Here is an 18,341-nt window from a genome sequence, read left to right on the forward strand (position 1 = left end):
GACTTAGGTGCTGCCTGTATCCCAGTAGTGCATTATCTGCGTGAAACCGACGTTATAACAGTTCCACTGACTACCCACCTGTTGGTTACAGCCTATCAGTGCTTTTGGCTGCTCTTTTGTTAACGGGACTTCAAGACGACAGTTCACATTACATTCACCCTATCATTCCATCCTAGCTCCCGTCCGCCTTAGCACTGGCAGTTACGATTCCCCTCACGGTTCCTCTTATACGAGTTTCATTGTCCCAGACGCTTCACACCACATCCGTGTCGCATGGCCTGGTAGGATACTGGAGGCAGAACTCCAGGTTGCGCCTCACTTAAAAAAAAGTGATTTACAACATATATTTATGCAACTTCGTGTCGCAAATAACTTCAATATCACCAGAAGGCCTGGCGACAATCTGTTTATGGTTGAATCAGGTGGGAATACACGCCTGCAAATACTCAATGAGCTGTATAACGAAACAGGCGATGAAGTTTTTAATCAGGTTCAATGCCTGTTTGTGCCCTGGTCATCCGAGTCAACTATTCTCACGTCTCATCTGATAGAAAATGAAATACGTGGCGATATGATATTAATTGATAAAGCTTATGCGGTGAAAAGCCTGAAAGAGGAAATAGAAATCGAGCTGGCGAAAGAACTATCTCGTAACGAATTTTCTAAACTTGCGGCTGAGCGAGGCTATAAGGTCTCACGAAGAAACCTCATTCGATTAGATTACGCCATTGAGCTCGACCAAATGATCCCGCAAGTAATGAGACGAGGAACTGGTAGCTATAAATTATTAGATGATTTAAAAAAACTACACCAAACCTACAGTGATTACTGTAGTGATAAAACTGATCGTTTTGAGCTAATTTTTATGGGGGTTATGTCAGAGCATGATAATGAAGAATTTAATATAAAAGATATGCGCACTGATCTTGATGAGCAGCTTGCCGCCGAAATCGAAGTTCAAAGTAATCATATTTTCCTTGAGATTCAGTCAAGGATAGTCAACTCTACAGCCCATCAAAATAGCAGTGATGCTTTTAATTCATTGGCACAACACACCACCTCAACTGAAAGTCAATCCACACAACAAAGTGAAGTGATTGATCCTGATAATACGACTTCAGTGCCCTCCACTTCATCTCAAGAGAGTGATGTTAGTAATTATGCAAATAAAACAAACGCTGCAGCAACCGAACAGCAACCAGAAAACCTGGCAGAAAAACAAGCGACAAATAATCAGCAAAGCACGCCCTCCCCTAGCTCTAAAGATAATTCCACTCAATTAACACTTGATCCAGAAGGTGAAGTCAACTTAGCCAGCTTACGCAAAAGAAACTATGAGCTGATATGTCACTTTGCTCGTCATTTCATTATGGATCATGTTATCCATCAAAGTGATTCGGGACTTGGTTTTATTATTGAGTGCCCTGTTGAGCCATTTGATTTTGAAGGATCACAGAGACATAAAGAAACGACATATCTTAAATATGTTGTTTGGTGGTTTTTATTAGGACTGTCTGAACAAAATACTGATCCAAAGCGATTCCATGCATGGAATCACTTAGAATTATTTACACTTTTTCATCATCATGAGCGCGGTACTAATGCGCTTACTGATCGTGTTAAACAACCACCTGAGATATTAAATTTATTAGCGATCATCATACAATGCCCAGTAGCATTAACAGACACAGGTTTTCTACAGTTATTTAGATTAATGGAAAATATTAGAAAAATAAAAAAACATTACCCGGATAAGCTGATTTGGGATCACCAGGAATAAGTTTAACAAGTAATTATTACAATTATGGGGAATATATGAGCAGTGCATCTGACTATGCATTTCAAACATTACTATATGTTTCAAGATTAGTGTCAGAAGGTGATTTTAAAGCCGCTGGATGCATGGGATTAAGTAACGAGCAAATGTCTAAAATTAGTGACTTAAGTACCCAGGATATTCATGTCTTGTCTGATTTGACACAAGCAAAATTTTTGTCAGTTCAATTTGATCAAAAGGCACTGGATAAAGCCCTAGTAATTATTGGCGACAAAAAAAGACATCAACATAAAATTTATGAATTACTCAGAGAAGGAGCGTCATATCCGGTTATGAAATACCTATACGGGCTAACAACGTCTGATATGGCAAATTATAAAAAATTCCTTAACTTACCCAAAAGTGAAGGAAGGCCCTCACTTCCATCGGAGGACAAGCAGCACAACCTATGGAAGCATATTACTCATGTAGATATTCATATTAAAACTGAGGAGTTAGCAGATAAATTATTGCACGCATCAAAAACCACGAACTTACAGATAAATGTTATTTGGCTGGTATTAAATAAATGGGATAAAGACTTAGGGAGATGGAAAGAAATAATCATCCAGAACAACCAGGAGAAATGGTCAAAAACCATTTCTCCAACGATGGCATTCGGTCAACAAACTGATAATACGTCTTCATTGCTTTTTTACCTACCTTTACTCCTGTTTCATATATTTTTTCTGTTAATTTAACAATAGGTGCTTTGCCATTGTAGGTCATACTTTTGGCAAATTTTAAAGTTGTTTCAACTGTATCCATTATGTCGCCACTAATATGATTTTCATAGGCTCCCCATACTCGTTCAATTGGGTTATATTTACTATGATAAGGAGGGTAGTAGGCCAGTTTTATCTTTATGTTGCTTTTTTCAGCAAACTCCACAAGCCTTTTTATAAACTGAGTTCTGGAGCTACTGTTCTCCATACCATTGTCAGCGTTAATTGTCAGAATATCTACTCCATATTTTTCTTGAATTTCTGGCCAAATTTCTTCCAATCGGTCAACGATGAAATCACTGCTGGCATAGCCTGCTGTAAAGAAAAGGAAAAAATCATCATGTTCAGGCAGATAAAAACCAAAAGGAGTTAACTTTTCCTTAACATCTAAATCATGATCCTCTGCTTTTGTTAAAACCCGATTTCGTCCTCCCCGTGAAAAATTTCCTATATTCATTCTTGCTTTGGCATCAATTGATATACGAATCTCTTTTGGGTTGATATCTGCCATTCCATTGACTGAATGAACTTGTTCAAAAATTGCATCCGTTTCCTTGATTTTCTTATGAGGCTTTGTTTTTTGTACCTTTTTTGGATGGTAACTCAGGTCATTTAATTTTGTATTGATAGTTTTTGAGCAAGGTAATGTTTTTTCATCGTAATAATCAATCTCCAGTAAACGTTTTCTAACTTCTTTAGCCGTTAGCCGGGTATATAATCGACAGGAATTAAAAGAGGGATCCGTTTGACACTCCGGTTCAGCAATTTTTTTTATGTCATCAAGTAGATGAGGAAAATGCTCTTCACTTTTATTACGCCCTCTCGCTGAAAAATTATCTTCTATGGGCTGAGTTTCAAGTTCATATTGTCCTTTTCGGATAGTGCCTCTATTCCATCCTAGTTTTTCTTCAGCAATACTTGCACCACCTGAGCCTAGTAGCTCCACCGTTTCAGCCATGAATATACGACGTACCGAGCCTTTTAAACGATGGGCTGTATTTATAATCCAACCTATAATGCTATCTGTTAATATCAACAAGCTTATCTGCCTAGTGTGAGAATAAATTCAGAATTCATTATTATAAATTATTGAGACACAAGCTTACTTCGTTTGGATGATTATTTCTTTCCATCTCCCTTACCTGAATATACAGCAAAGACTGTTTGTTAAAAATAGTCGCCTGTTAAGCAATGGAAAACGAGATATCAGATAACATAAAGATTCTATCGAACCGCATTTCAAGTGAGTTGGAAAGGTTATCGAGTGAACCGCGAGGAGACACAAGCTCTGTTGACTCGCTGGTTTATATTGGCAATTGGCAGGATGCCATCCCAAGATCCATATGGGTTGATAAAGAGCTTGATTCAAGAGAAGTCAGGTCATGGGGGATTATTAGAACCCAGGCGATACATAGTTCGGCTGTCATGTTGAGCCTAAACAGATTGTTAACGGAAACATTAAATTACTCCAATGCAACGGTGTCGAGAATAATCTATGTTCTCAGGTTAACTCGGTGGATATCACTCTGCTCCCAACTGCGAACACAAGAGGGGCAATTTAAAGGCAATATTTATGCTATCCACGATGCACCGGTATCTATCTCTGACTCTATCTACCTTGATAAAGAGTATTTAACTTTTGTACAGCAACAGATATCACATAAAAAGTAAGCGCTCAATAGTCAGCGTACTTCACGGCAACTCAGATTAATGCCAAACTATCCCCATTGTTAAATACCACGGGGAATTTTAAATGGCAGCGTTAGAAAAAATACAGGAAAAGACTTTCTGGCCTATTCACATAGAGCACTGGCAGGCATCAGGCCAATCACAGGCAGCTTATTGTCGGCAACATGATTTATGCCCGCAAAAGTTCGGCTACTGGAAACGTAAATCGACTGTAAAGCCTACTACTTCCCCTACAGGATTTACGCGCATTCGGGTTGACGAGGGTATCTCACCGGATCTAGCTATTGGATTATCCTTACGATTTAATGATGGCACACGTCTGGAAGGTATTACGCAGGACACTATGTCGTGTATTCAACCACTGCTTGAGCTGTTGCGGTGACGGTTGTTATGCGTCCATCCCTGTCTTTAACGGAGGTGTATCTGTATCGGCGTCCCATTGATTTTCGTAAGTCACACCGAGGGCTATCGGCGATTGTTGAATGTGAGTTAGGGCATAATCCTTTTGAGGGGGCTCTCTATGCCTTTACGAATAAACAGCGGAATAAGATTAAATGTCTGTTCTGGGAAGATAATGGTTTTGTCCTTTATTACAAGTCATTGGTAGAAGACAAATTTAAGTGGCCTAAAGGTGATGAAGAGACATTAACCTTAACAGGACAGCCGTTAAACTGGTTGCTGGATGGCTTTGATATTAGCGCGATGAAGGGTCATAAAAAACTTCAATATGAGTCTGTTTTTTAGCTGTTTTTGTGTTCATTATTGCCACTATAAAGGCTATAATAAAGCCATGATTTTAGCCGATATTTCAAATATAAAACAACAAGATAAAGCCGGTTCTTTGCTGTCGGAGAGTGTTGCTTTGTTGCTTGAAAAAGAAGAGGCTATTGATGAACTGACGCGTGTGATTGAAGTTAAGTCTGGGGTGATTTCCGAACAGAAAAAACGCATCCTTATTCTGGAAGAGGTACTACGCTTATCTAAAATAAAACGCTTTGGGTCATCGAGTGAACAATCTCATCAATCCTCTTTGTTTGATGAAGCAGAGAATGAAGCAGATAGCAGCGAGGAATTAGACCAGGAAGCTGATGAAGCACCTGAGGGCGATAAGCAGACAAGTTCTACTGGCACGAAGAAAAAGCCGGGACGCAAACCCTTTTCGGATAAGTTACCCCGCGAGCAAATTTTTATTCATTTAACGGATGAAGAAAAAGAAGGCGCTATTGATACTTTCTTCACGAAAGTGAAAGAAGAGCTGGATATTATTCCTGCTAAAGTACGTGTTCTTGAATACATGCAGGAAAAAGCGGTCTTTGTCGAACAGATTGAAGGCGAAAAGCAACGCCAGGTTAAAGCCGCACAAATGCCCAGACACCCTATTGCCAGAGCAATGGGAAGCATCAGTTTAATGTGCTTTGTTATTATCGCCAAGTATGCTGACGGCTTACCTTTATATCGGCAAGAAGGCATCTTGTCTCGTTATGGGGGTGACATCTCCAGAGCGACATTAGCAAACTGGATGATCGCACTGGCTAAACAACTTCAGCCCCTGATTAACCTGATGCGAGAGCATCAACACACAGGGGCAGTCATACTCGCTGATGAAACGCGGGTTCAGGTATTAAAAGAACCGGGGCGGCCAGCGACCTCAGATAAATATATGTGGGTGACGCTTGGCGGGCCACCGGGTGAAAAAAGCATCCTGTTTGAATACGATCCCTCTCGTAGTGGAGACGTCCCCATGCGCCTGCTTGACGGCTTTAGTGGCTATCTGAAAACCGATGGCTATGCGGGGTACAATGCCGTGTGCCAAAAAAACAGCATCACCCAGCTGGGGTGCTGGGATCATGCGCGTCGTTATTTTAAAGATGCCCAGAATGCACAGCCTAAACGCAAAAAGGGACAAAATAACAAACCCTCAAAAGCAGGTAAAGCGCTGAGCCTGATCAATAAACTGTATGTCATTGAGCGAGAAATTAAAGACCTGTCAGTGGATGAAAAATATCAGCAGCGCCAGGAGAAGAGCATTCCTGTATTGAACCAGCTCAAAGCCTATCTGGAAGAAAACCAGCATAAAGTACCTAAAGATAGCCTGACAGGAAAGGCAATGACTTACCTGAGTAACCAGTGGGAAAAACTCAATGTGTATTGCACCCATGGTGAACTCAATATTAGCAACATCCTGGCAGAAAATGCGATTCGCCCGTTTGTGATAGGGCGCAAAGCCTGGTTATTTTCTGATACCCCTGCGGGTGCTCGTGCCAGTGCAATACATTACAGCCTGATAGAAACAGCTAAAGCAAATGGGCTGGAGCCTTATGCATATCTTAAGCAGGTTCTCACTGCTTTACCTTATGCTGATACGGTTGATAAAGTGGAGGCTTTGTTGCCCTGGAATATTAAAAAATCAGATACGCCTGAATAGGGCAAGTACGTGCTTCGTTGAGCGCTTACGATTCTAATAATGTGGATTTTCCTGTTCCCCTTCCACCTATAATGCACGTTAAGTTTTTACTAAAATTTATCGACTGACCATCAAGAAGACCTCCCTTAAGTTTTATACCCACAAAGTGAGGGATTTTTTCTGGTATAAACTCTTCAATCCTAATTCTGGATTCATACGAAAAAAGTGCTATTTTTACAGCATCAAAACTGAGTTCATCTACTTTAAAACGAGTTAACCTTTTTTCTCCAACAGCATTTATCCCAAGCTTATTTAAATTATGAGAATCCGAGGACATTACTTTGGGAAGTATGGTGCTTTCAGACTGACTAAGCTTATCTCTTCGTGAAGTCATTAATTTTTTTCGGTTAGGATTGGTATCTGAATCTGTATACTCAGACATCTTGATTCGCTATCCTGAAAGAAATCCATTAAAACTTAAACTAGGCAATATAATTAAAGGGTTAGGGAATTATTGTCAAATGATTGATATTTTCAGCTAAAGAAATGAAAATGGTACTCATTTAGGTTAAACTAAGCCCTCATATCATACGAGGTATTCAATTAATGCAGCAACTCATGCTCCCAATAATTCCTCAGGGTACGACTATTATAAATGGTCAGGTCAGTGTTGATAACCGAAATGATGAGTGGTTTTATTTCCTCGGCGGTATCCCGATCTATTCTCACCAGGCTGACAATAAGAGATTATTTAGACTTCACACCTCTCAACTCATCAATACCGGTTCCTGTCGTTCAATCGATATTATTACAACCTTTGGTGTCTCTAAAAGTAGTGTTATGCGCTCATTAAGGCAACTACGAGAAAAAGGGGCTGATTCGTTTTTTGAACCTCGCCCGACTCGCAAGGGAGGACCACTCTTTACGCTTGAGGTTTTGCAGCAAGCTCAGGAATATCTGGATCAAGGTATGACGCCTAACGAAGCCGCTAAAGAATTAGGCATCCGGGCAGATACCTTTCGCAAGGCGATCAGTGATGGACGTTTAAAAAAAAGTCTGCCGCATCAATAGACCCCAATGATGGCAGTACCAAATCAGCCCGTGATATTATAGATGCCAATGCAGCCGATGTGCTTGGTACGGCCTGCACTCGAGTAGAAGAGCGAATCCAGGCTGCTTTGGGTGAGCAGGAAAAGGGAGCCTCAATCGAATTCGAATCCTGTTTAGATGTTCCTAAAGGCGGTGTGTTATGTGCATTGCCCGCGTTACTTGGCAATGGCTTATTAAATGACATTGAGCGCCACCTGGGCAAACTGACAGGTTACTATCAAACCTTTCATATTCTATTGCTACTCGCCTTTATGGGGCTATGTCGCATCAAAAATGCCGAACAACTTCGCGAGCATGCACCGGGTGAATTCGGAAAACTACTTGGCCTGGATCGGGCTCCCGAAGTGCGTTGTTTAAGATCCAAAGTAAAAGGACTGGCTGAACCAAAATCAGTCGAAAGCTGGGCGGCCGACCTCAGTCGACAATGGATGGAAAATGAACCAGAGGCAGCAGGAACACTCTACATAGATGGTCATGTCCGTGTCTATCATGGACACTTGACTAAACTTCCCAAACGGCATGTTTCACGCGAAAAACTCTGCTTACGGGGTATCACCGACTACTGGGTTAATGATGGTACGGGGCGTCCCTTCTTTGTCGTTGAAAAAACGGTGGATCCGGGCTTACTAAAAACGCTGGAAGAAGATATCGTCCCCCGATTACTCAAAGACATTCCGAATCAACCGAGTGCACAAGCATTACAGCAAAACAAACAAGCCTGTCGTTTTATCCTGGTGTTTGATAGAGAAGGCTATAGCCCCGCATTCTTTAGAAAGATGTGGGACAAGCATCGTGTCGCTTGCATGACCTATCATAAATTTCCCACCGAAAATTGGCCACTGGACAATTTTTCCAGTCAGGAGATCACCCTACCGAGTGGTGAAAAAGTCATCATGAAACTCGCCGAACGAGGCAGTCTGGTTGGAACTGGAAAACAGGCGATGTGGATGAGAGAAGTGCGCAAGTTGACTGATTCTGGTCACCAAACCAGTATTATTACCACAGCCTATGAACTAGAATTGACGGCTGTTTCTGGGCGAATGTTTAGCCGGTGGTGCCAAGAGAACTTTTTTAGATATATGAAGCACCACTATGGGCTAGATATGCTACAGGAGTATGGAATAGAGCCACTATCCGATACCCAAAAGGTGGTCAACCCTGATAGGCGCCAACAGGAAGGACAGCGTAATTCGATACAATCCAAACTCAATTACCGTCTATCTCGATTTGCAGCGATGGAACTTCATCCGGTGATTAAAAAAGATGAAACGGAAGATGTGAAATACAAGAAATGGGAAAGAAAACGAGCAGAATTACTCGAAGAAATAGAGCATTATGAAAATGAACTAAAAACCATCAAGGAAAAACTAAGCCAAACGCCCAAACACATTACCTGGCAAGAGTTGAGAGACGAAGATAAGTTCGAACAGCTTCTGCCAGGGAAAAAGCGGCTGATAGATACTGTCAACATGATCGCTTATCGGGCAGAAACAGCAATGGCCGCTCTGCTAACCTCACCGACAATCGACTTTCCGATGGCAAGGCAACTATTACAAACGCTGTTTGTGACAGAAGCAGATATATTACCCGATGAAGTAAAAAAACAACTTCGGATACGTGTGCATAGTACTTCCCGACCTGCAAGTAATAAAGCAATAGAAAAGTTATTTGAACAACTCAATCAAACGGAACTCAATTATCCAGGAACCGATCTGCGCTTAATTTATGAGCTGACTTCATCCGCAAAAAATTAGGAAATGGTCTCAAATTAGTTTCGTCTGAATCAAGATGTCTGATACTGCTCAAAATTATCTTTTTTGCTAATCTCCAGTCCTAATAACTCGGGGTGACTAAAACACGCTTCGGTAACATCATTAAATCGACCAATGACCTTTTCAAACCCTGAGTCAAGATCAATATGGGCTAAAATCCCAAAGCCACCATATTGTTTGGCATAATCTAAACATTCTACTATTCCTTGATCACAACGCTCTTTATTATCTGATATTGTTAACTTCCCATAAAAAGATCGTAAATTTGTGAATGTTTCAAAAAAAACCAGTAAATGACCTTGTGTAGTACTTACCTCTATTCCAGGTATTACCAATATATTCTTAACTTTGGCGTAGTCTATGGCTTTCTTAGAGTTCCCAATTTCATTATGGTCAGTAATGCTAATAATTGAGAGATTAGAACTTATAGCTGTATTAACTATATTTTCTGGTGTCATGCTTTCGTCTGTAACATCAAAAGAACCATCATCGACTCCGTAAGAGTGTATGTGAAGATCAGCTCTTACAAAATGATCGCCATCATTAATATCTACCATTATTTATCCATTTTGTTTTTTCTTAATTCACGCTCGATAGTATTCGCAGAAACTCCTAACAACGCCCCTACTTCGGCTTGTGTTTTTCCGCTGTTCAATAATTCATGCATATGCTGAACTTGCCCTGGTGATAAAGCTTTTGGTCGTCCGACATGCTTACCGCGTTTTTTTGCGGCTCTCATTCCTGCTTTTGTGCGTTCTTTGATTAAATCACGTTCAAATTCAGCTAATGCACCCATGATATGAAAGACCAGCTTGCCGCCTGTGGTGGTATCAATACCATCAGTTAAACTATGAAAGCCTGCTCCTTGCCCTTTTAATTTATCAATTAATTCACAAAGAAATCCTAGAGAACGCCCTAATCTGTCCAGCTTCCAGATAACCAGAGTATTGTTACCTTCTGCAACGGCTGAAAGAGCTTGCGAAAGCCCATCCCTATCTTTAGGTATTCCGCTAATACCTTCATCGGTGAATATCTTGTCACAGCCTCCCGCCTTGGGTGCATCAAGCTGTAGATCGAGATTTTATTCATCTGTTGATACTCTAGCATAGCCTATTTTCATGGGCGTAATATTGACATGCCCTTTTGGTGAATTACAAATGCCTGTTTATATCTGCGTTTTGGTGTAAAACACGTAAAATAGTAATTCCAAGGTCATCAATCACATAAATAATTAAATGGCTTTCATGCTGGTGAATCCGAACAACAGGAAAAAACTCTTGTCGTTCTGGGGTAATTAAAGGGGAGTCTGCAAGAAAAGAAAATTTGTTATCGAGGCCAGATAGATATTTGCGCCGTTGCACCTTGCCCCACTCTCTTTGAGTATAAAGGCCAATTTGCCGTAAATCTTCTTTTGCTCGTTGACTAACTCGGTAACGCAGCACTATTCAGAATCCAATTCTTTTTGTAATTCATCCATACTAAAATTTTCTACAATGCCGCTTTCAAAGCCTTCTGTAATAGCTTTTTGTAAAGCTGCAATCTTGGTTTCTCTTCGTTCAAGTAAGCGTAAACCATCACGCACTAATTCACTAGCTGAACCGTACTTCCCGCTAGCTATTTGATTTTTCATGAACACTTCCCAGTGTTCGCCTAGAGTAAAACTCGTTGTTGCCATAATATGTCCTCCTATACTATTTAATAGTATATATGAATATCAAGAAATACAAGAAAAAACGTAGTTTGCTGAAGAGAAACAGCCTTAAAAGTGTTAAGTTTTATCTAAGGCGATATGAGAACATTATTTTGATACATGGAAAGAGACACGCCTTTCCCTATATATTAGAAGGTTTACTTTTTAAGACTTCTTAACCATCTCTGCTGTTTTGCAAAGTAACATCTCCATCCCCATATGTGTTTTTATTGATCTATAACCCATCTCTATTTGCCAGCGCTACCGCTGATACAGTTTAGCCAAGGATTTTGGGGATAATTTTTGGCATCCATTAACAAAGACTAAGAATCTTCAACAATAAACCCTCTTAAATGTAAAAAGGGTTTATTGTTGAACGCAGCTCACCAAATAGGCAAACTAATGAAAAACTAACAGGAGTCTAAAGATGCCTAAAATACCTGCTGCATTCACACTTTTTATTGCAGCAACCTTGACGGGGTGCGCTTCAACCGTTAAAAAACCTGACGATAACAAAACCAAACAAACCTGCATTTCTGAAGTAGCCACTAAACAACCACCCGCTGAAAGACGGGTAGGTTTGAAAGCTTGGCGACTGAAAGTCGGGATACAGGGCGAATAGCCCTGTTATTTAGGCTCACCCTATTCTATTTTAAAATCATCAGAATGTGGTCTGTATGAAGCTTGCGGAATACGGGAAAGTGGATGCACTGCTATTCCTGCATTACGCAAGTTTCATGCAGGCTACACAAAGTTTCGGGTATAATTATGTTAATTCTTAAGTAAAACATTTGAATAAATCTGTTCGCTTGAAAGGCGAAGGTTTTAACCTTGCGAATGGAAAATAAATGAATTCGAGACTTATGAAATGACCAGGTGGTCGCTGAAATTTGTAACCAAAGAGAGCTACTCAAGACCTTAACATTTCAATATGCGGGATCCCATCTTCTTTATAGATACTAGAAACAGTTGTAAAGCCAAAGTCTGAGTAAAACACTTCCAAATACTTCTGCGCAGAAATTCTAATAGCTGAATCTGGATACTCATCAGAAATGCGGACTATTGCTTCAGCAATAAGCTTTTTTCCTAAACCTGATTTGCGTAATTCAGGTGTAACAAGGACTCGACCAATGGATGGCTCTGAAAATTTTTCTTCAGGATAGACTACCCGCAAATAGGCAACAATTTTTTTAAAACCTGCATCCTCATGCCATCCAATTAAGTGCCACGCAACTTGATCCAGTTCATCGACATCCTGGTAAGCACAACCCTGCTCAACCACAAATACAGCCTGGCGTACTTTTAAGACTTCGTATAAGTCGTGCAAGGAAAGTTCATCAAATAATGACCATTGCCATTTAATCATTGCGCATACTCAATAACCAAAAAGTCTGTCCAGCGTAATGCTATGGCTAGAACTATCATCATTTAAATAGACGTCTCCATCCTGAATATTGCATTGCAATTGCATCGTACGTTTTACCATGCAGTCCACACCCTTTGCGTTAACATGTACAACTTTAAGATTGCTAAAGCGTTGTAATTTATCTTGCTGTTGTTCCCACCAGACCTTTGCCTTACGCTCATCATAAGTGTAGATAATGACTTGCTGAGCACGCCCACACGCCTTACGAATCCTTTTTTCATCAGGCTGGCCTAAATCAATCCATAGCTCAATATCATCAGTGAGCGACTTTTGCCAGAGTTCAGGTTCATCATCGCTACTTAATCCTTTTGTAAAACAAAGCTGTTCACCAGCATTTGCCATAAACGCTATTAGCCGTATCATAAAGCGAATTTCTGTTTCAGACGGGTGTTGTGCCACAGTTAATTCATGACTGTGATAATAATGCCTATCCATATCTGCAATATTAAGCGAAACTTTATTGATTGTTGAGCTAATAGCCATATCTGCGAATATCTGTATAAATTGACTGAATTCAAGTAGGAAACTGTATTTTACTACTGAACAATATTAATAGCTTTGTTACACACTATTAAGAGTCATCCTGATCACTATAAACATCATTATAAATATCTTTTAGAAGCGTAGGCACCTGGAAACAAATAATCATCCAGTTATGCGCCTATTGCTATAGCACTAATGACAAACAAAAATCCGGCCCAAATATTGGACGCTTATTTATTTCCAGGTGCCTTACCATCTAGCGCTAAACACACATATTTATAATATATCAATCAATAATTTATAAATTAAAAGCTATAAAAAAAACTGTTCGATTTCCGTGTACTCAGACTTGAAGCCAGTTTTCTACTGTTAAATTTTCAACCCGCCTAAATTCACGCTCATTCGCCGTGACAACGGTTAGACCTAAAGATTGAGCATGAGCGGCAATCAATAAATCATGCTGACCAATGATTAAATCCCGTTTTTCAAGATTCACTCGAATAGCAGCATAAACCTCATCAACCGACGCTTCTAATGCCAATATGGGTAAACTGTTTAAAACCTGCTCAATATTGAATGATAATTTAGCGGATTGTTTTTTAGCAGCACCATAGCGTAACTCACACGCTACGATAATACTGGTACAACAATCATCTTCCACACCCAATACGTTGATTTTTTCTGCAACCCTGCCCGCCGGGTTCTTAATTAAGTCAGAAAGAATATTGGTATCCAGTAAATAACGATACTCAGCCATCAGAAAATATCTTCAGGCTCTATGGGTAAATCAATAAACTCAGGAAAATCTTCAGCAACAGGGGATAAAGTCGCTAACACGGCAGTCAAGCTTTTTTTCCTGATAGGCTCAATAATTAACTTATCCCCCTCTTTGTAAATAATGGCTTCTGTACCCTCTAATTCAAATTCTCTGGGAATCCGTATGGCCTGATTACGGCCATTTCTAAATAAACTAACATGTCGTTCACCGTGCATTTTTTTCACCCCTAAAATAACAGCCTATGCCAAAGCATAGGCCACCTAAATAGGCTTGTCAACCCGGTACCATTAAACTTGCGGCGCCTGCTCTAAAGAGGCTGTGAACCTATTCAGTGTAGGCTGGGTTGAGGTACGAAACCCAGCAATAAAAGTGAGTTAAGTTATTGAATCTGGGTTTCGTTACCTCAACCCAGCCTACATAACTGCATTTTTTATAGATAAAAACGAATACTTTCATAGTCTCTAAAGGCTCGCCTTCCCAACACTCAGACAATGAAGCCAGTACCGAATTAGGCGATTGGATTTATATGTTTGAGCTAGATTGAAAGTTTAATTCTATTCTTTCTGTATACTTTTTAAGGTCGCATTAGCCCTGTCACAAACGCTTAATTGTTCCTTCATCTCAAGAAGGACAACAATTAACGATACAAATGCTCTTGAAACCCAACAAATACATCACGTATTTCAGCAACACTGCCAAGTTCAGCAGGAATATCTCTTACAGTCTGATATTTCGCTTTTATTAAATCAGGTAATTTCTCCAAATCCAGTTCACCAACACCATCTGAAATATAATGGTCTAAAACAAAAGCTAAGAACTGTTGCTGCGGGTCTGCATAATGTTTAAATATGATTGGCTTATGGTTATTTACCCGTTCTTCTCGGCTTATCGGGTCTGATGCAAACGCAATGTAGGACAATACATCAAACACATCACTATTTTCAGCATCAATCATCTGTTTAACATCGTCCAGCTGTTCACGACCAAAACCTTTATCTTCCAGACCTGCTAATAATGCTTTACGGGTATCAGGCTTACCCCATAAGACTCTTAACTCGTCTTCATCTTTAAATAAATCAGGTAATTCACCGTATAGATTTTTAATAAACTCAGCAGCAGAAATCGGCTTACCATCTGCCGCCCAGAATGACATAGTATCAATATGCCTTATCTTGCGGGCTTTGCCATCGGCTAATTTAATTTCTACCTTTACCTTTTTCTCACAAATGCAAGGGCTCTGACCACATTCAAAACAAGCTTCAGGTAATGGCTTTTCACAGATACAAGGCTGTTTCCCACACAGGTAACATATAGGAGGCGGCTCATTCACACAAACGCAGGGGCTTTTACCACAGTGTTTGCATAACTCAGGTTCTAAAGGCTCACCATCCCATTCATCATCATTAAAATGTTCATACGCCTTAACAAAGTCATAAATCGTAAAGTAGTCTTTACCATCAAACAAACGTGTTCCTCTGCCGACAATCTGCTTAAATTCAATCATCGAATTAATGGGTCGCATCAGAATAATATTACGTACATTACGTGCGTCCACTCCCGTTGAAAGTTTCTTTGACGTAGTTAGAATAGTAGGAATTGTTTTTTCATTATCCTGAAACACACGCAACCAGCGTTCACCTTCTTTACCATCATCTGCCGTTACACGAACGCAATAATTAGGACTATCACTTTGCTTAGCTTGATTAATCGCGTCGCGTACCATCAACGCATGTTTCTGTGTTGCACAAAAAACCAGGGTCTTTTGTTTCTGGTCTATTAAATCCATAAAGGCTTTAACCCGGTACGCTTCACGTTCTGGAATAATGATAAGACGATTAAATTCATCTTCGACATAACGCTTACCTTCTTCAACTTCGCCTCCCACAACCACATCATCTGAGGTGTAGGTATAGTCATCCATGGTCGTTGCAAACTGTCGCACTCTGAAGGGTGTTAGGTAACCATCGTTAATACCTTCTTTCAGCGAATAAATATAAACAGGTTCGCCAAAATAGGCATAAGTATCAACATTGCCTTTACGTTTAGGCGTGGCTGTTAAGCCTAACTGAATAGCAGGTGAAAAATATTCCAAAACGCCACGCCAGTTGCTTTCATCATTGGCGCCACCCCGATGGCATTCGTCAATGATAATAAAATCAAAGAAGTCTTTAGGGTAACCACTGAAGCTGGGTGCTGGGTTGCCTTCTTCATCTTTACCCGACATAAAAGACTGGAAAATGGTAAAGAAGATATTACCGTTCTTGGGGACTCTGCCTTTTTCACGGATGGTTTCGGGTGATATACGAATCAAAGCATCTTCTGGAAAGGCAGAAAATGAATTGTAAGCCTGGTCGGCTAATATATTTCGGTCAGCTAAAAATAGAATACGCGGTCTGCGACTGGGTTCTGTTCCACTATTCCAGTCTTTTAAATTCCAGCGACTTTGAAACAGCTTCCACGCTAACTGAAAAGCGATAAAAGTCTTACCTGTCCCTGTTGCCAGTGTTAATAGAATACGGTTTTTACCTGAAGCTATAGATTCTAAGGCTTGATTAATCGCATTATGTTGATAATAACGCGCTTCCCATGTGCCACCCTTATCTTCAAAAGGGATGCTCAGACATCTTGATTCAGACGAAACTAATTTGAGACCATTTCCTAATTTTTTGCGGATGAAGTCAGCTCATAAATTAAGCGCAGATCGGTTCCTGGATAATTGAGTTCCGTTTGATTGAGTTGTTCAAATAACTTTTCTATTGCTTTATTACTTGCAGGTCGGGAAGTACTATGCACACGTATCCGAAGTTGTTTTTTTACTTCATCGGGTAATATATCTGCTTCTGTCACAAACAGCGTTTGTAATAGTTGCCTTGCCATCGGAAAGTCGATTGTCGGTGAGGTTAGCAGAGCGGCCATTGCTGTTTCTGCCCGATAAGCGATCATGTTGACAGTATCTATCAGCCGCTTTTTCCCTGGCAGAAGCTGTTCGAACTTATCTTCGTCTCTCAACTCTTGCCAGGTAATGTGTTTGGGCGTTTGGCTTAGTTTTTCCTTGATGGTTTTTAGTTCATTTTCATAATGCTCTATTTCTTCGAGTAATTCTGCTCGTTTTCTTTCCCATTTCTTGTATTTCACATCTTCCGTTTCATCTTTTTTAATCACCGGATGAAGTTCCATCGCTGCAAATCGAGATAGACGGTAATTGAGTTTGGATTGTATCGAATTACGCTGTCCTTCCTGTTGGCGCCTATCAGGGTTGACCACCTTTTGGGTATCGGATAGTGGCTCTATTCCATACTCCTGTAGCATATCTAGCCCATAGTGGTGCTTCATATATCTAAAAAAGTTCTCTTGGCACCACCGGCTAAACATTCGCCCAGAAACAGCCGTCAACTCTAGTTCATAGGCTGTGGTAATAATACTGGTTTGGTGACCAGAATCAGTCAACTTGCGCACTTCTCTCATCCACATCGCCTGTTTTTTGGTTCCAACCAGACTGCCTCGTTCGGCGAGTTTCATGATGACTTTTTCACCACTCGGTAGTGTGATCTCCTGACTGGAAAAATTGTCCAGTGGCCAATTTTCGGTGGGAAATTTATGATAGGTCATGCAAGCGACACGATGCTTGTCCCACATCTTTCTAAAGAATGCGGGGCTATAGCCTTCTCTATCAAACACCAGGATAAAACGACAGGCTTGTTTGTTTTGCTGTAATGCTTGTGCACTCGGTTGATTCGGAATGTCTTTGAGTAATCGGGGGACGATATCTTCTTCCAGCGTTTTTAGTAAGCCCGGATCCACCGTTTTTTCAACGACAAAGAAGGGACGCCCCGTACCATCATTAACCCAGTAGTCGGTGATACCCCGTAAGCAGAGTTTTTCGCGTGAAACATGCCGTTTGGGAAGTTTAGTCAAGTGTCCATGATAGACACGGACATGACCATCTATGTAGAGTGTTCCTGCTGCCTCTGGTTCATTTTCCATCCATTGTCGACTGAGGTCGGCCGCCCAGCTTTCGACTGATTTTGGTTCAGCCAGTCCTTTTACTTTGGATCTTAAACAACGCACTTCGGGAGCCCGATCCAGGCCAAGTAGTTTTCCGAATTCACCCGGTGCATGCTCGCGAAGTTGTTCAGCATTTTTGATGCGACATAGCCCCATAAAGGCGAGTAGCAATAGAATATGAAAGGTTTGATAGTAACCTGTCAGTTTGCCCAGGTGGCGCTCAATGTCATTTAATAAGCCATTGCCAAGTAACGCGGGCAATGCACATAACACACCGCCTTTAGGAACATCTAAACAGGATTCGAATTCGATTGAGGCTCCCTTTTCCTGCTCACCCAAAGCAGCCTGGATTCGCTCTTCTACTCGAGTGCAGGCCGTACCAAGCACATCGGCTGCATTGGCATCTATAATATCACGGGCTGATTTGGTACTGCCATCATTGG

General features: G+C 40.7%; 19 protein-coding genes and 2 pseudogenes. 8 read left to right on the forward strand and 13 right to left on the reverse strand.

Translation table 11 applies throughout. The annotated features are described in order from the left end of the window. The first annotated feature begins 349 nt into the window (after nucleotides 1–349). Together ACQY3F_RS15995 and ACQY3F_RS16000 are read left to right on the forward strand one after the other, a co-directional pair. Complete coding sequence (locus tag ACQY3F_RS15995; RefSeq protein ID WP_428355940.1) at nucleotides 350–1,780, forward strand: ParB family protein; 1,431 nt, start codon at nucleotides 350–352, stop codon at nucleotides 1,778–1,780. A 35-nt stretch (nucleotides 1,781–1,815) separates the two neighbouring features. Continuing rightward, a pseudogene (locus ACQY3F_RS16000) lies at nucleotides 1,816–2,343 on the forward strand (STY4526/YPO1902 family pathogenicity island replication protein); the annotation flags it as partial. 37 nt (nucleotides 2,344–2,380) lie between these two features. On the opposite strand, the gene ACQY3F_RS16005 reads toward ACQY3F_RS16000, so the two are convergent. Continuing rightward, nucleotides 2,381–3,577, reverse strand: a complete 1,197-nt coding sequence (locus tag ACQY3F_RS16005; RefSeq protein ID WP_428352931.1) for an ISAzo13 family transposase — start codon at nucleotides 3,575–3,577, stop codon at nucleotides 2,381–2,383. A gap of 717 nt (nucleotides 3,578–4,294) precedes the next feature. Between ACQY3F_RS16005 and tnpA the strand changes: the two genes are divergently transcribed. From tnpA to tnpC, 3 genes are read left to right on the forward strand one after another with little or no spacing between them, the layout of a single operon-like run. Next, nucleotides 4,295–4,612 (forward strand): IS66 family insertion sequence element accessory protein TnpA, encoded by a 318-nt coding sequence (gene tnpA / locus ACQY3F_RS16010; RefSeq protein ID WP_428353774.1) that lies wholly within the window; start codon nucleotides 4,295–4,297, stop codon nucleotides 4,610–4,612. Nucleotides 4,613–4,620: 8 nt separating this feature from the next. Further along, nucleotides 4,621–4,974 carry an IS66 family insertion sequence element accessory protein TnpB gene (tnpB, locus tag ACQY3F_RS16015; RefSeq protein WP_428353775.1) on the forward strand — a complete coding sequence of 118 codons (354 nt, stop codon included), beginning with the start codon at nucleotides 4,621–4,623 and terminating at the stop codon, nucleotides 4,972–4,974. A 46-nt stretch (nucleotides 4,975–5,020) separates the two neighbouring features. Then, nucleotides 5,021–6,655 (forward strand): IS66 family transposase, encoded by a 1,635-nt coding sequence (gene tnpC / locus ACQY3F_RS16020; RefSeq protein ID WP_428355942.1) that lies wholly within the window; start codon nucleotides 5,021–5,023, stop codon nucleotides 6,653–6,655. A gap of 25 nt (nucleotides 6,656–6,680) precedes the next feature. On the opposite strand, the gene ACQY3F_RS16025 is transcribed toward tnpC, so the two are convergent. Continuing rightward, nucleotides 6,681–7,076, reverse strand: a complete 396-nt coding sequence (locus ACQY3F_RS16025; RefSeq protein ID WP_428355943.1) for an AAA family ATPase — start codon at nucleotides 7,074–7,076, stop codon at nucleotides 6,681–6,683. A gap of 164 nt (nucleotides 7,077–7,240) precedes the next feature. Between ACQY3F_RS16025 and ACQY3F_RS16030 the strand changes: the two genes are divergently transcribed. After that, a complete protein-coding gene (locus ACQY3F_RS16030) occupies nucleotides 7,241–7,705 on the forward strand; it encodes a hypothetical protein (RefSeq protein ID WP_428353027.1) in 465 nt (154 codons plus the stop codon). A gap of 59 nt (nucleotides 7,706–7,764) precedes the next feature. Further along, a complete protein-coding gene (locus tag ACQY3F_RS16035) occupies nucleotides 7,765–9,498 on the forward strand; it encodes a putative transposase (RefSeq protein WP_428355181.1) in 1,734 nt (577 codons plus the stop codon). A 29-nt stretch (nucleotides 9,499–9,527) separates the two neighbouring features. Here the strand turns inward: ACQY3F_RS16035 and ACQY3F_RS16040 are convergent, their stop codons facing one another. The 5 genes and pseudogenes from ACQY3F_RS16040 to ACQY3F_RS16060 all read right to left on the reverse strand — a co-directional run bounded on the left by ACQY3F_RS16040 (nucleotide 9,528) and on the right by ACQY3F_RS16060 (nucleotide 11,191). Next, the gene (locus tag ACQY3F_RS16040) at nucleotides 9,528–10,073 is read right to left on the reverse strand and encodes a PHP domain-containing protein (RefSeq protein ID WP_428355945.1); all 546 of its coding nucleotides are present in this window, start codon (nucleotides 10,071–10,073) and stop codon (nucleotides 9,528–9,530) included. Beyond that, complete coding sequence (locus tag ACQY3F_RS16045) at nucleotides 10,073–10,255, reverse strand: helix-turn-helix domain-containing protein (protein WP_428357708.1); 183 nt, start codon at nucleotides 10,253–10,255, stop codon at nucleotides 10,073–10,075. Before ACQY3F_RS16045 ends, ACQY3F_RS16040 begins: the two co-directional genes overlap by 1 nt. Further along, nucleotides 10,238–10,582, reverse strand: a pseudogene (locus tag ACQY3F_RS16050) (recombinase family protein); the annotation flags it as partial. The pseudogene ACQY3F_RS16050 and the gene ACQY3F_RS16045, both read right to left, overlap by 18 nt. Before the next feature lie 85 nt (nucleotides 10,583–10,667). Further along, a complete protein-coding gene (locus tag ACQY3F_RS16055) occupies nucleotides 10,668–10,958 on the reverse strand; it encodes a type II toxin-antitoxin system RelE/ParE family toxin (RefSeq protein WP_428355946.1) in 291 nt (96 codons plus the stop codon). After that, the gene (locus tag ACQY3F_RS16060) at nucleotides 10,958–11,191 is read right to left on the reverse strand and encodes a type II toxin-antitoxin system ParD family antitoxin (RefSeq protein WP_428355947.1); all 234 of its coding nucleotides are present in this window, start codon (nucleotides 11,189–11,191) and stop codon (nucleotides 10,958–10,960) included. Before ACQY3F_RS16060 ends, ACQY3F_RS16055 begins: the two co-directional genes overlap by 1 nt. 442 nt (nucleotides 11,192–11,633) lie before the next feature. On the opposite strand from ACQY3F_RS16060, the gene ACQY3F_RS16065 reads away from it, so the two are divergent. After that, nucleotides 11,634–11,828 carry a hypothetical protein gene (locus tag ACQY3F_RS16065; RefSeq protein ID WP_428355948.1) on the forward strand — a complete coding sequence of 65 codons (195 nt, stop codon included), beginning with the start codon at nucleotides 11,634–11,636 and terminating at the stop codon, nucleotides 11,826–11,828. A gap of 288 nt (nucleotides 11,829–12,116) precedes the next feature. On the opposite strand, the gene ACQY3F_RS16070 is transcribed toward ACQY3F_RS16065, so the two are convergent. The 6 genes from ACQY3F_RS16070 to ACQY3F_RS16095 form a co-directional block, all read right to left on the reverse strand. After that, nucleotides 12,117–12,572, reverse strand: a complete 456-nt coding sequence (locus ACQY3F_RS16070; protein ID WP_428355949.1) for a GNAT family N-acetyltransferase — start codon at nucleotides 12,570–12,572, stop codon at nucleotides 12,117–12,119. 9 nt (nucleotides 12,573–12,581) lie between these two features. Then, nucleotides 12,582–13,115 carry a YaeQ family protein gene (locus ACQY3F_RS16075; RefSeq protein ID WP_428355904.1) on the reverse strand — a complete coding sequence of 178 codons (534 nt, stop codon included), beginning with the start codon at nucleotides 13,113–13,115 and terminating at the stop codon, nucleotides 12,582–12,584. A 343-nt stretch (nucleotides 13,116–13,458) separates the two neighbouring features. Continuing rightward, the gene (locus tag ACQY3F_RS16080; RefSeq protein WP_428355950.1) at nucleotides 13,459–13,872 is read right to left on the reverse strand and encodes a type II toxin-antitoxin system VapC family toxin; all 414 of its coding nucleotides are present in this window, start codon (nucleotides 13,870–13,872) and stop codon (nucleotides 13,459–13,461) included. Beyond that, on the reverse strand, nucleotides 13,872–14,108 hold the full coding sequence (locus tag ACQY3F_RS16085) for an antitoxin (RefSeq protein WP_428355952.1): 237 nt from the start codon (nucleotides 14,106–14,108) through the stop codon (nucleotides 13,872–13,874). Before ACQY3F_RS16085 ends, ACQY3F_RS16080 begins: the two co-directional genes overlap by 1 nt. A gap of 422 nt (nucleotides 14,109–14,530) precedes the next feature. Continuing rightward, nucleotides 14,531–16,567: an EcoAI/FtnUII family type I restriction enzme subunit R gene (gene hsdR / locus ACQY3F_RS16090; RefSeq protein WP_428357710.1), complete on the reverse strand. Its 2,037-nt coding sequence runs from the start codon at nucleotides 16,565–16,567 to the stop codon at nucleotides 14,531–14,533. Then, a complete protein-coding gene (locus tag ACQY3F_RS16095) occupies nucleotides 16,552–18,285 on the reverse strand; it encodes a putative transposase (protein ID WP_428354873.1) in 1,734 nt (577 codons plus the stop codon). The genes hsdR and ACQY3F_RS16095 overlap by 16 nt, the downstream gene beginning before the upstream one ends. Nucleotides 18,286–18,341: the final 56 nt, after the last annotated feature.

The sequence above is a fragment of the Methyloprofundus sp. genome (assembly GCF_965251085.1).
In the GTDB taxonomy this organism is placed as follows: Bacteria; Pseudomonadota; Gammaproteobacteria; order Methylococcales; family Methylomonadaceae; genus Methyloprofundus.

Coding starts and splice junctions, on each gene's coding strand:
- tnpB (WP_428353775.1), top strand. CDS start 4,621: ATGCGTCCATCCCTGTCTTTAACGGAGGTGTATCTGTATCGGCGTCCC.
- ACQY3F_RS16080 (WP_428355950.1), bottom strand. CDS start 13,872: ATGGCTGAGTATCGTTATTTACTGGATACCAATATTCTTTCTGACTTA.
- ACQY3F_RS16070 (WP_428355949.1), bottom strand. CDS start 12,572: ATGATTAAATGGCAATGGTCATTATTTGATGAACTTTCCTTGCACGAC.
- ACQY3F_RS16030 (WP_428353027.1), top strand. CDS start 7,241: ATGCAGCAACTCATGCTCCCAATAATTCCTCAGGGTACGACTATTATA.
- ACQY3F_RS16045 (WP_428357708.1), bottom strand. CDS start 10,255: ATGAGAGCCGCAAAAAAACGCGGTAAGCATGTCGGACGACCAAAAGCT.
- ACQY3F_RS16085 (WP_428355952.1), bottom strand. CDS start 14,108: ATGCACGGTGAACGACATGTTAGTTTATTTAGAAATGGCCGTAATCAG.
- tnpC (WP_428355942.1), top strand. CDS start 5,021: ATGATTTTAGCCGATATTTCAAATATAAAACAACAAGATAAAGCCGGT.
- tnpA (WP_428353774.1), top strand. CDS start 4,295: ATGGCAGCGTTAGAAAAAATACAGGAAAAGACTTTCTGGCCTATTCAC.
- ACQY3F_RS16065 (WP_428355948.1), top strand. CDS start 11,634: ATGCCTAAAATACCTGCTGCATTCACACTTTTTATTGCAGCAACCTTG.
- ACQY3F_RS15995 (WP_428355940.1), top strand. CDS start 350: ATGCAACTTCGTGTCGCAAATAACTTCAATATCACCAGAAGGCCTGGC.
- ACQY3F_RS16040 (WP_428355945.1), bottom strand. CDS start 10,073: ATGGTAGATATTAATGATGGCGATCATTTTGTAAGAGCTGATCTTCAC.
- ACQY3F_RS16075 (WP_428355904.1), bottom strand. CDS start 13,115: ATGGCTATTAGCTCAACAATCAATAAAGTTTCGCTTAATATTGCAGAT.
- ACQY3F_RS16025 (WP_428355943.1), bottom strand. CDS start 7,076: ATGTCTGAGTATACAGATTCAGATACCAATCCTAACCGAAAAAAATTA.
- ACQY3F_RS16060 (WP_428355947.1), bottom strand. CDS start 11,191: ATGGCAACAACGAGTTTTACTCTAGGCGAACACTGGGAAGTGTTCATG.